This is a genomic window from Urinicoccus timonensis (assembly GCF_900232945.1).
Lineage (GTDB): Bacteria > Bacillota > Clostridia > Tissierellales > Peptoniphilaceae > Urinicoccus > Urinicoccus timonensis.
This window is the reverse complement of sequence record NZ_OCTU01000001.1, coordinates 126,316-138,115: the sequence shown is the minus strand read 5'-3', so window position 1 is coordinate 138,115 and position 11,800 is coordinate 126,316. Positions and strand designations below refer to the sequence as shown.

The 11,800-nt window shown below is 32.6% G+C and carries 11 protein-coding genes and 1 pseudogene; 1 reads left to right on the top strand and 11 read right to left on the bottom strand.

The annotated features are described in order from the left end of the window. Positions 1-96: 96 nt before the first annotated feature. The 8 genes and pseudogenes from CS898_RS00580 to CS898_RS00545 form a co-directional block, all read right to left on the bottom strand. Positions 97-615, bottom strand: a complete 519-nt coding sequence (locus tag CS898_RS00580; RefSeq protein WP_000708365.1) for a ClbS/DfsB family four-helix bundle protein — start codon at positions 613-615, stop codon at positions 97-99. A gap of 50 nt (positions 616-665) precedes the next feature. Further along, a complete protein-coding gene (locus CS898_RS00575; RefSeq protein WP_000079884.1) occupies positions 666-1,238 on the bottom strand; it encodes a TetR/AcrR family transcriptional regulator in 573 nt (190 codons plus the stop codon). A 75-nt stretch (positions 1,239-1,313) separates the two neighbouring features. Further along, on the bottom strand, positions 1,314-3,152 hold the full coding sequence (locus tag CS898_RS00570; protein WP_050139254.1) for a recombinase family protein: 1,839 nt from the start codon (positions 3,150-3,152) through the stop codon (positions 1,314-1,316). Between the two features lie 96 nt (positions 3,153-3,248). Further along, a pseudogene (locus tag CS898_RS00565) lies at positions 3,249-4,244 on the bottom strand (type IV secretory system conjugative DNA transfer family protein); the annotation flags it as partial. Beyond that, positions 4,237-4,971 carry a phage antirepressor KilAC domain-containing protein gene (locus CS898_RS00560; RefSeq protein ID WP_099207737.1) on the bottom strand — a complete coding sequence of 245 codons (735 nt, stop codon included), beginning with the start codon at positions 4,969-4,971 and terminating at the stop codon, positions 4,237-4,239. The pseudogene CS898_RS00565 and the gene CS898_RS00560, both read right to left, overlap by 8 nt. Then, positions 4,968-5,453: a PcfB family protein gene (locus tag CS898_RS00555; RefSeq protein WP_000606600.1), complete on the bottom strand. Its 486-nt coding sequence runs from the start codon at positions 5,451-5,453 to the stop codon at positions 4,968-4,970. The genes CS898_RS00560 and CS898_RS00555 overlap by 4 nt, the downstream gene beginning before the upstream one ends. Next, a complete protein-coding gene (locus CS898_RS00550) occupies positions 5,446-6,273 on the bottom strand; it encodes an ATP-binding protein (RefSeq protein WP_099207736.1) in 828 nt (275 codons plus the stop codon). Before CS898_RS00550 ends, CS898_RS00555 begins: the two co-directional genes overlap by 8 nt. Further along, positions 6,270-7,043 (bottom strand): replication initiator protein A, encoded by a 774-nt coding sequence (locus CS898_RS00545; RefSeq protein ID WP_099207735.1) that lies wholly within the window; start codon positions 7,041-7,043, stop codon positions 6,270-6,272. The genes CS898_RS00550 and CS898_RS00545 overlap by 4 nt, the downstream gene beginning before the upstream one ends. A gap of 299 nt (positions 7,044-7,342) precedes the next feature. Between CS898_RS00545 and CS898_RS00535 the strand changes: the two genes are divergently transcribed. After that, the gene (locus CS898_RS00535; RefSeq protein WP_234975990.1) at positions 7,343-7,675 is read left to right on the top strand and encodes an arginine deiminase-related protein; all 333 of its coding nucleotides are present in this window, start codon (positions 7,343-7,345) and stop codon (positions 7,673-7,675) included. A gap of 142 nt (positions 7,676-7,817) precedes the next feature. On the opposite strand, the gene CS898_RS00530 is transcribed toward CS898_RS00535, so the two are convergent. From CS898_RS00530 to nhaC, 3 genes are all read right to left on the bottom strand, one after another. Next, positions 7,818-9,191, bottom strand: coding sequence for a sigma-54 interaction domain-containing protein (locus CS898_RS00530; RefSeq protein ID WP_159459093.1), 1,374 nt, complete (start codon positions 9,189-9,191; stop codon positions 7,818-7,820). Positions 9,192-9,297: 106 nt separating this feature from the next. Continuing rightward, on the bottom strand, positions 9,298-10,215 hold the full coding sequence (gene speB, locus CS898_RS00525; RefSeq protein ID WP_099207733.1) for an agmatinase: 918 nt from the start codon (positions 10,213-10,215) through the stop codon (positions 9,298-9,300). After that, positions 10,199-11,599, bottom strand: a complete 1,401-nt coding sequence (gene nhaC / locus CS898_RS00520) for a Na+/H+ antiporter NhaC (RefSeq protein ID WP_099207732.1) — start codon at positions 11,597-11,599, stop codon at positions 10,199-10,201. Before nhaC ends, speB begins: the two co-directional genes overlap by 17 nt. Positions 11,600-11,800 lie beyond the last annotated feature (201 nt).

The window sequence follows — 11,800 nt, the reverse complement described above, 5'->3', positions numbered from 1 at the left end:
AGTATTAAGGTTTAAAGTAAGACTTTGCTGATTACGCAAAGTCTATTTTATCCGATCACTATATTTTTTTAAATTACTGTATCAGCAAATCAAAAATTATAGCACAATCTTTTTCCATTTTCTAATCTTAGTTCTAAACGTTCCAAAAGGGGCAACCGTATTAACATGAATAAACTTATAAACTTCCCATGTCGCTGTTTTAGTAGCTTCATCAGCCCATTTTCTCATATGCGGTTGAAATAATTCTTCTTCACTTAGTGTATCAATCATTGTATAGATAGATATAATATTTTCTTTCAATCGTTTCTTTAATTCTTCTATCGATAAATGAGCATAAGTATCAGTAAACCACTGATATAATTCTCCAAGTTGATTCCATTTAAACATATCCGACGGTGTCTTTACTTCAAAACCGTTTTTCTCATCTTTTTCCCATTTCAAAACTAATGTTGTCCATCCGAGTTGATAAGCAAGATTTTCTGCTGGTGTTCTGTCAACTTCAGGGACTCTCTTATCTTTGAGAGATTCAGGAATAATATCAAATTCAGAAATATACTTTTCAAAACTTTTATTTATCTCAGATTTCAGTTCTTCTTTATCTTTATATATCTTCAAAATATCTCCTCCAAAAATTTAAATTTATCGCATTTAAATATCAAATCAACTTACAATGATTCCACTCCCTTGTAATAACACTTTGCAATAAGTTTTAGCATATCTTTTGCCCACTTTTCACTTTGATAATGCCTTGCTATTTCAAGAAGTCCCTCTGTAAAGTTACTGGCTAAAATATGGGCAAGCATTGGATCATATTCCTGTTTCGATTGTCTTTTTAAACTTACTTCAATATGAACCTGCATTTGCGATATGAGTTTTTGTTTTGCTTCTGTATGCTTTGTACCTGAGCTTTTATCCATTAAAATAATTAACTTCTTACGATCTTTTAAAAGTTCATGAATATAATTTTCTCCAACTTCATCAAACCTTTCAGAAGCAGAACCTTTTTCCAAAGATTCTTCCTCATTAAAAGCTGACTCGAAGTTTATATAAACAGAACTTACTACTGCATCAAACAAAACTGCCTTATTTTTGAAATAGGTATAAATTAGTGCCACAGGAATATCTGCTTCTTTTGCAATTTCTGTTAATTTGGCACCTCTATAATCCTTTTTATAAAATACTTTTTCTGCTGCTTCGAGTATTCTATTTCTAACTTCTTCTTTTAATACTTGTGCCATAGCACACCTCTTTCTATTCCAATACTGAATCTATATTTAATAATAAATTAAAATTCAATATTTGTCAAGATAGATTTAAATATTTGTTTTTATATACTCACTCACCGGTATCCCCACTCTTTTCAAAACCTTTATTTTCTCCTGTTTCTTCTGTTCTCTTCTTGCCTTATATTTATCTTCATACTCTTTCTGTTTTCCGCTTGCTTTTCGTTTCAGGTAATTTTGATGTAGCTTGTCTTTTCTTTTCTTTATTTTTCTTTCTTCTTCCTCAAGTTTTTGTTTTTCTTCATCACTTAACTCCGCCTGTGGCAGTTCATAATTACCTATGAAATTAAAGTAAATTTCTATCTTTTGCTTTGATGTCTGACTTCCTTTTCTATCTCTTTCATGTACGATAATCTTTTCTACAAACTCATTTATCATTGTAGTTGTAAGTTCATCAAAGTTTTCATAACGACTGATAAGAGATATAAATTTTCTTGCTCTGTCTGTTTCTTTTTCATATCTTGATACCTGCTGCTCTAAATCTTTGATCTCTTTGCTTAAAGTTATCTGCTCTGTTTCATATTGATTGTTTAGTATCTCATATCTGCTATTTGGTATTTTGTTAAGGATCATATCTTCGTAAATTCTGCACATAAGTCGTTCGAGTTCCCTAAGTCTGTTTTGGCTTTCCGTTAATCTTACCTTTTTCTTTTCTATCTCTATTTTTTCTTTTTCTTCCATTTCATTTTGAATGGAACAGATAAAGGCTTCATTATCTTCATCAAGGTATTTTTTAATATCTTTTAGTGTGTCTTGTATTAAATTTAAGACTACTTCCGCTTTTATTCTGTGTGCTGATGGACAAAGCATGCCACAAGGTGTTTTAGTATAGGCACTGCAAGTGTAATAGGGTATATTTTTGTAATTGCTTGTTCTATGAACATACATTTTACTTCCACAATCTGCACAATACATCAGTCCTGTGAGTGGGTGATATTCTCCCCAACCGTCAGGATACCTTTTTACATTTCCTCTTATCCTTTGCACATTGTCAAAGGTTTCTTGATCTATAATTGGCTCGTGTGTATTTTCAAAAATAAGCCAGTTATCCTCGGATACATATTTGCTTTTCTTGTCCTTGAAGTGTTTTCTTGTTTTGAAATTGACTGTATGTCCCAAGTATTCCTGTTTCTTTAAAATGCTTGCTATGGTTGAGCTGCACCAACGATAGGGATGTTCAAAGTTTTTGCTTTGATATAGTCCATAGCCTAATTTCTGTTGATGATAGGCTGGTATATCTACTTTTTCACTCTCCAATATCTTTGCTATTCGATACGGACCATTTCCTTGCATGGTCAGGTTAAATATTCGCCTTACTATCTCTGCTGCTTTTTCATCTACTATCCACTTGTTTTTATCTTTTTCATCTTTGATATAGCCATAAGGCGGTGTACTTGCAGTATGTTTCCCACTTTCGCCTTTTGACCTGAAAGTCGATTGGATTTTTCTTGATGTATCTCTTGCATACCATTCGTTCATGATATTTCTAAAAGGGGTAAAATCATCTTCTCTGTAAAAACTATCTACATTGTCATTGATAGCGATTAGTCTTACGCCCTTTTGTCTTAGTATCTCCATACATTGACCGACTTTGAGATAATCTCTGCCAAGTCTGCTCATATCTTTTACAATGATACAACCAATATTTCCTTGATTGACTCCGTTCATCATTGCCATAAATCCCGGTCTGTCAAACTGCGTTCCACTGATTCCATCATCTGTAAAGTGAATGATGTTTGACAAATTATTTTTGCTTGCGTATTCTTCCAATATTTTTTTCTGATTGATGATAGAGTTACTCTCTCCTTGCAGTTCATCATCACGACTTAATCTCTCATAGAGTGCTGTTATCTTTTCAAAATTCCTCATTTTTACCCCCTTTCTCTTAATTTTTCAATAAAAAAAGAATTAAGAAGTACATATTTCACTAAAATAGTGATTAAGTGTTCTCCTTAATTCTATTACTCCTGCTGCCAGCTTATATTTCTTATATTGCTTAACTGCAAAATGACTTGGGTCTTTCTTTTCAAGAGCTTCAAAGAGCCTATCAATTGGGTTCATATAGGTTTCGTCATCTTCTCTAACCTCACTTGCGTCAATCATATCTAAAAGCGTCTTAAAGTTCTTTTCTTCTTCTGGTGCTTCATAATAGATATAACCGATAAGGGCGGTGTAATATAACTTTTCAGCCTTTACCCAGAAATCTTCTCCTGCTTTTTCTCCATCTCCCTTGGTGTTGGCAATAATTGTTTGAACAAGCTTTAAAATATCTTTTTCACTTCTCAAATATGCAAAGGGATTGTATTTCATAGACTTTTTAAAGTTTATTGTGTTTAAAATCTTTATGTCATATCCATTTTCATAAAGCATTTTCCCGCACTCTAACACAAGCGTACCTTTAGGGTCTGTTACTACATAGGAAGAATGCATTTGCATTAGATTTGGCTTTACATAAAATCTTGTCTTACCTGATCCAGAACCACCTATTACTAATACATTTTTATTTCTAGCATATTTAGGGTTTTTAGGTCTTGAGTTCATTGTAAGTCTTTCGGTATTAGTTATTAATACATTGTTTTCAAACTTAGGGTCAATGTATGGAGCAATATCCTTACTTTCTCCCCATCTTGCAGATCCATACTCTTTACCTTGCCTATATTTCTTTTTGTTTTTACCTTTGCTATAAACAATTAGCTTAACAGTAGCAGCAACTGAAATACCTACTAACAAGTCCCTTAGATTAATACTTGGTATATAAGATAAAGTTCCTATATCAGAAATTCCCACCATTATTCTATCAATAATATCTCCTCCTACATAAGAATTGATGTGCTTAGAAAAGATATTTCCAATGTAGAAGAATGATAGATAGGGAATGTTTGATAACATAAATTTCTTTGGGTTGTCTATTTTAATTAAGTTTTTAATATCAGAAAGAATGGCTTCCAATATCTTATTCATCGTAGAAACCTTCACTATCTAATAAAATTAGTAGGTAGTGTCTTCCCTTTGGTGTTATAAATGTTTGTATTCCTACAAGTGTACCTAGTGGATCAACCCATTCTTTTACTTCAAAATATCCCTTGTTCTTATCTGCATAAGGTAAGAGTTTCTTTTTCTTATCTCTGTAAATTAATCCCTTATCCATTAGAAAACTTATAAACTGATTTTGTGGTATTCCTAACTCCTTGGCAGTATTTCTAAAGTTTGTAAGTAGGTTATAATCTACAAATTTGTCATAATAGTCTGCCTTTGGTCTTAATACTTCAATTTCTTCTTCTCTTTCGGCAATAATTCTATTAGCTACTAAAATTGCATCTGCAAGTAGCTCTTCGTTAGTTTTCTTTTCTTGCCCTGCTATATATCCTCCATTTTTTCTAATACTTGGTAAGACTTCTCTTGTTACCCAAGCTTTGAATATTTTTGCTTGTGGTAGTTTTGATGAAAGGATAAGTGAATATAGTCCTGACTCATTAATAATTGAAATATTCTGTATTCCTCCAGGGGTGTTCCATTTCGTTACACCCTTATCTTCCTCGTCTACATGGTCATAAACAGCTTTTCTTGGATTAACATATCCTAACATAGTTGCTACTTCATTTGCTATAAAGAAAAACTCACCATATTTTTCTATAACAGTGAGTTTCCCAAAATTCTTATTTTCAAATGTTTTTAAATTACTTATCATAAGCTTTGCTCCTTATGTTTATTTTTAACTTTATCTTTACTAATGGTGTCCTTAGCCATATCTTTAAACTTATTTATAGTCTTCGTTATTGAATCTTTTCTATCGGCCTTTCTTTCAGAAGCCTTAACTGCTTTTTTAAAGGCGTGTTCCATTACCTTTATATCCTTAGATTGAAAAAACACAGAGTGGTTACCAGTTTCCTTATCTTTCATAACAGAAAACTTCACTCCGTGTTTATTTAAAATTTTCTTTAGTTCTTTTAACTCAGGATCTTTTAGATTAATTTCTTCTAACTGTCCCTTTTTAACCATATCCTTTAGTTTTACTTCTTCTCCATTATTTTTTATTACATTTTTCAAACCACCTTGTTCCTCTATTTGCTTGTGTACTTTCTTTAAGGCATCAAGAATTGCTTTACTTGTTGCTTTGGCAAGTCTTACTTCAAGATTAAGACTTGACCTTGATACTTCTTCATTAATCATCTATTCCACCTCCATATAAAAGTAACTCTTTGTATTTTCTTAACTTCTCTTGATGGATTTTTCTTCTAAAATCTTCTCCCGTAACTTTAACTGGTATTGTCATTTCAAGTATTCTTGAATATATTCTCTGATACTCAAGGTCAATATTAGGGTTTTGAATAATTTCCAATGATAAGTTTGTAGTAAAAATTGTAGGCTTACCCTTTAAGTATCTTGAGTTTATAATGTTATATACTTGTTCTCTTGCATAAGATGTATCTCTTTCAATTCCAAGGTCATCTAAGATTAACAAAGGAATATTAGAGAGGTTATTAATAATTTCATTTGAATCTAGCTTAAATGCTGATTTCTGTATTTGATTTATAACCTGAGATAAATTCATAATCTTAACTTTAACTTGTTTTCTTGCAATTAATTCATTTGCAATAGAACAAGCAAGATAAGTCTTTCCACTGCCAACATCTCCATAAAATAAAAGTCCAACATTGTCTTCCTTCATTTGTTCAAAACTTTTAGCATAATTGTAAGCAACCTTGTAAGCTTGAACTTTTTCATTTAAGAATCTCTCAAAAGTATATTGGTGTTGGTTTGGCGATGAAAAACAATCTCTTTTTAGCGATGATATTCTCGTTAATATTTCTCTTTCTGCATTTTCCTTATCTCTTTTTATTTCACATTCACATTTAATTCTGGGAATAAACTTTGTAAATCCAAGGTCAACTAATTCTCCATCGACTCTTTTACCACATACCTTGCAATAGATATGTCCATTTCTTTCAATATCATTTTCTCTTAATACAAAATCTTTTAATCTTTTCATAAACTCTCTCCTATATCGTAATTCATTTTCCTTGTTGTATTATCATTAATGTTTTTTGCCTGATCATTAAGATACCAATTGATTATCGTTGCCTTGTGGTCTTGATATTCTCTGTTATTTGCTTTCATATATGACGACAACCTATCAATGTATTCATTAATTCTACTTCCTAACTCATTTGTTAAGTCCTTGTATTCTTCATCAGTCAAAAATATGTTTTTATATATTCCATAAGGCTTTTGCCCTTTACTAAAATTATTCTTTCTTAACTCATTATTACTAATATTGTTATAGTTACCTTCCGATTTTCGAAAATCTTGACTTTCGATATTCGAATCTCTTGAATTTCGATTATCGAACTTCTGGAATTTTGTTTTTCGAACTTCTTGATTTTTTAATTCCATATTATTAAATATGCTCATAAAGTCTTTAACATAAATTCTGTTAGGCTTTCCCAGTCCTTGTCTTTTCTTCTCAATCAGTCCTATTCCTGACTTAATATCAAGTTCGGCTATTAATTTATTTGCTTTTTCACTTGCACAATTAAATTGATCTTTTATACTTTCAATTGTGTAATAAATAAAGACTTTTCCATCTTCATCTATCCAGCCATTTTTATATGAAAGACCCATTCGATTAAGCATATATGAATACAAAACTTTAGCTTCAATAGAAATGCTCTCAAAAACTTCATCTTCCATTAATACCATAGGTAACCTAATGAAGTTATACATTTCAGATTGCCTATTATAAAAATAATCAAAATTCATTCCTACCTCCTTTCTTTGAAATAAAAAAGACGACAGAATTATTACTTTCTATCGTCTGAGATTTACATATTAAATTTTTATCACAAAATAAGACTCTTTAAAGAATCCTTAGTTTTATTGGTATGCTATTTACAATACCCATTATTAAAATGGATACTCTAAGCAGCACACCAACTATTTATTTTTTGAGTTTTAAACTTTGGTAGAAGTCTTGAACTCCTTACATTTACATAACTATTTGCCTCTATCACTATTATGACACGAAACCCGGAGCCCCCATCTACCACACCAATATTTTAATGTCCATTACATCCACCAAGGCCCTGGTCTGTTTGGATGCCCTGGTCCCAGAAGATAGGAACAGAGTTGAGGATCGAATCCTGGCCAGTGGCTTGGACCTGGTGGACCTAACCCTGGACCAAATTAGCCAATGTGCTGGAAATGCCTTGGAAGTGGAAGGCCAAAATGGCAAAAGATTTTTAGTCTGCTCCCAAAGAGCCTACCAAAGCCTAAGACCCGACCAGGTCCAGGCCCTGGAAGAAGATCTGGAACTTTTAATTGTCCATATCCCCACTATTGAATACTACGGCGGCGGGTCTGCCCGTTGCATGTTGGGGGAAATTTTTAGATAGAAATTTAGTTTTATACAAAAGGACCCGTTAGGACTAAGAATGTCCTAACAGGTCCTTTTGTATAAAGCGCTTACTATATTTATAGTCTATTATTAACAAGATTCCCTTATTGTCAGGCTTTTTGCGGTTTCTATTTTAGCTCTTATTTTAATTTGTACTTATTGAGCTTATATTGTAACAGAGAAGGAGATATTTTAAGTAAATTTGCTGCACTTGCTAAATTGTCGGTATTAGAAATTGCTTCTTGTATAATATATTTCTCATAGTTATCAACCAAAGCTTTTAAAGAATATTTATGAAGATTCTCCATTACATTAAAATCTAACATATTACTTTTTCTGGATTCTTTTTGCTCTCCTGTATACAGATAGTTGGGCAGGTCATTTACCTGTATTAAGTCATGATCAATAAAATTAAAAATATACTCTATGACATTTTGCAATTCTCGAACATTTCCATTCCAAGGATGATCTAAAAAGATTTGTCGTGCTAAATCAGACAGGCCCCTTACATCTTTCGAAAAAGTTTCATTATATTGTTGTATAAAGTGATTCGTTAAATATATAATGTCATCTTTTCTATCTTTTAAACTTGGTAAATGAAGTTGAAGAACTCCTAGGCGATAGTAAAGGTCTTCACGCAAACGACCTTCTCTTACCTCTTTCAATGGGTCTACATTTAACGCTGCTATTATCCGCACATCAACATTTTTTGCCTTGGTACTACCTATAGGTCTAAATTTTTTCTCTTCGACAACTCGAAGTAGCTTTGATTGCAGATAAACATCCATAGAATTAATCTCATCTAAAAATAGAGTCCCATTATTTGCAGCCTCAAATAATCCCTTTGAATTTTCAGCTCCTGTAAAAGCCCCCTTAACTGTTCCAAAAAATATGCTTTCTAATAGATTTGTAGGAATAGCTGCACAGTTTTGCACTATAAAGGGCTTATGGCATCTATAACTATGATTGTGGATACTTTGTGCAACCATATCCTTACCTGTTCCTGTATTTCCTACAATTAAGACGGGGGATGTAGAATTGCTAATTTGAAGAATACGATTCTTTATATCCTTTAAGGCCGGATCTATTGTAATAATATCATCGACAGTATATAGGTCTTTTTGGGTATATTGACTTTTGTTTAATAGCTTTTTGTACTCATCTTCTTTTAATTTTTTGGAAGTTTCGATGACTCCTATAGCCTTGCCATTACTAATGATTGGAAAATCCGTATTCAAAAAATATGAGGTTTCTCCCTGAAAATTGTCTATTTTTTGTAAACTATCATAAATGATTTTTCCCTCTTTTAGACATTCTAAAACAGTACTTTCATTAGGATTTAAACTTGGATAAACCTCCAAAATATGCATACCAGTTATATCTTCATTAATAAATCCTCCCCTATGCTTGTCATACATAGAAGAATATTCTATAACCCCATTTTCATCCACAATTAATATATAGTGAAATGTCTTATAGTACTGTATTGCTTGATTTAGAGTTTCTTTAAACATTGAATCACCTCCTAACCTTTCTTTCATTGTATCAAGCTAAGTGTACACGTCAAGTTTTAATAAATAAAAAATTGAGAATCCTAGGACTCTCAATTTTTTATTTATTTTATTTTTGATTTTTTCTCCAATAATGTCCCCAACATTCGGTTATAACTTTTCTTGCCGCAAATGTTGAAGTTAGGGAAGAATCTAAACTTGGTGCAACTTCAACAACATCAAAGCCAATAATTGGTAGACAGAAAATTCCCCTTAAGAATTCTAATAATTCTCTGGGTGTTAATCCTCCAAACTGGGGCGTTCCAGTGCCTCCTGCAAACCCTGGATCTAAACAATCGATATCTATGGTTACATATACATGCTTATATTGGCTCATGTAATCTACAACTTCTTTAACAGACTCTTCAATTCCTATTGTTTGGAATCGTCTCGCATTTATAACATGCACAGGGTTATTATTTTTAAACTCTAATTCATCTAATTCAATGGATCGAATGCCCACAAAATAAACGCCATCACTGCCATTTACCTTATCAAGTTCTGTTGCTCTTCGAGCTGGACATCCATGTGATAATGGACTTCCACTAAGTGTATCACACAAATCGAAATGTGCGTCAATATGAATAATTCCAAATTGATCATCCAATACTTTATTTAAAGCACGATGAACAGGAATAGTGACAGAGTGGTCTCCACCTATCATGGTAAAAAATTTCTTTGCCTTTACAATTTCTTCAACTTGTTTTTGAACTTTATCAAATAAAACTTCTTGATTTTCTTCCTGAAAATCTCCCAAATCTTTAATTTTTAATGAGTCCATTAATTCAAAATCTTCTGTAGTTGGTGTTATAGAGTAGCTATATTCACGAATAGACCGTGGTCCATCTGCTGCTCCTTTCCGAACAGATGTTGCTCCATCAAAAGCTTGTCCAAATACAACAATATCTGCATCTTCCATTGCTAAGTCCGGATTGTTTAAACCAGCCCAAAGATCCTTATCTTTAATCATTTCATTTGTTGTTTTCATTACTATCTTCCTTTCTTTTTTTAGTTAATATTTTTATACCTAATACACCAAATACAATAGACATCAAGGGAGAGATTAAGTTAAAAAAGCTATAGGGTAGATAACTTAAGGTTGACACACCTAGAGTTGATGCAACAAAGACTCCACAAACATTCCAAGGAACAATTGGAGAAGTTACAACACCTCCATCAGATGTACACCGAGATAAATTTTTTAAGTCTAAATCATGATGTTCGAATAAATCTTTAAACATTCTAGAGGATAAAATTACTGATAGAGCTTGGTCTCCTGTGCAAATATTTATAGCTGTACTGGCTAAAGTAGCTGAAGCAATAACTGACCATCTTCTTTTAATAAATTGTTCAACTTTTTCAATAATACTAGTTAACATTCCACACTGCTCTAACAAGCCTCCAAAGGACATGGCTGCAATAATTAATGATACTGTATACATCATATTATCAAGCCCACCCTTGGATAAGAGCTTGTCTACTATTTCTACCCCTGAATCTGATAAGTAGCCAAATTGTGCAGCCTCAACAACATCTGGTAAGCTTGCACCTTGAACAAATATTGCAGCAAGGCTCCCTACAGCAAAAGATACCATCAAACCAGGAATAGCTGGAACCTTTAATAAAACTACAACGAGTATTGTTAGGGGAACTAATAGAAGCCAAGGGCTTATTACAAATTGACTGTGGATGCCTTCAATGATGAGGTCTACTTGGCTTTGGTCAAAGCTAGTGCCACTATATTTTGCACCAACAAGGGCAAATAAAATTAAGGCTAGTATCATAGAGGGTATTGATGTATACAATAAGTAGCGAATATGTTCATATAGATTGACTCCAAGAATTCCTGAACCTAGGTTTGTATTTTCTGATAAGGGACTCATTTTGTCTCCAAAGTAAGCACCTGATACTATAGCTCCAGCCGTCATTCCACTGGGAATACCTAACCCATGGCCAATTCCCACTAAAGCAACGCCAATCGTACCTATAGTAGTCCAGGAGCTTCCAGTTGCTACTGCGATAAAAGAACATACCAAAACTGTAGCAACAAGGAAGGATTTAGGAGATAATAGCTCTAGTCCATAGATAATAATTGTAGGTACAACACCTGATAATATCCAAGAACCAATGATCATTCCAATAATCATCAAAATTAGAATTGGTTGGAAAACCAATCCAAGAGAGTGCATAATTCCATCTTCCAATTCCTGCCAAGTCCAACCATGAGCAATTGCAATAAAGCTAGCAACGCAAATAGAGGCTATTAAGGGAAGCATGGATTCTCCATTTCCATATAGATTGTTCAATAGGATTGTGACAATCAAAAAGAAAATTGGAACCAGAGATTTAAAAACCGATATTTCTTTTTTCATTCCAAGTTATTCTCCTTTCTAGAGATAGGGTCATAAACTAAATTTAATTTTCCCAAAGCTTTTATTTAATCTCATCTTAATATTATGCAAGTTTCATGCCAACCTTTTCCTTATTTAAAACATCGCATTTTTAATAGATATTAAAACAAATATTCAAATATTTGTATAAAAAAGGAGATAAAACATTCAAATATTTGAATA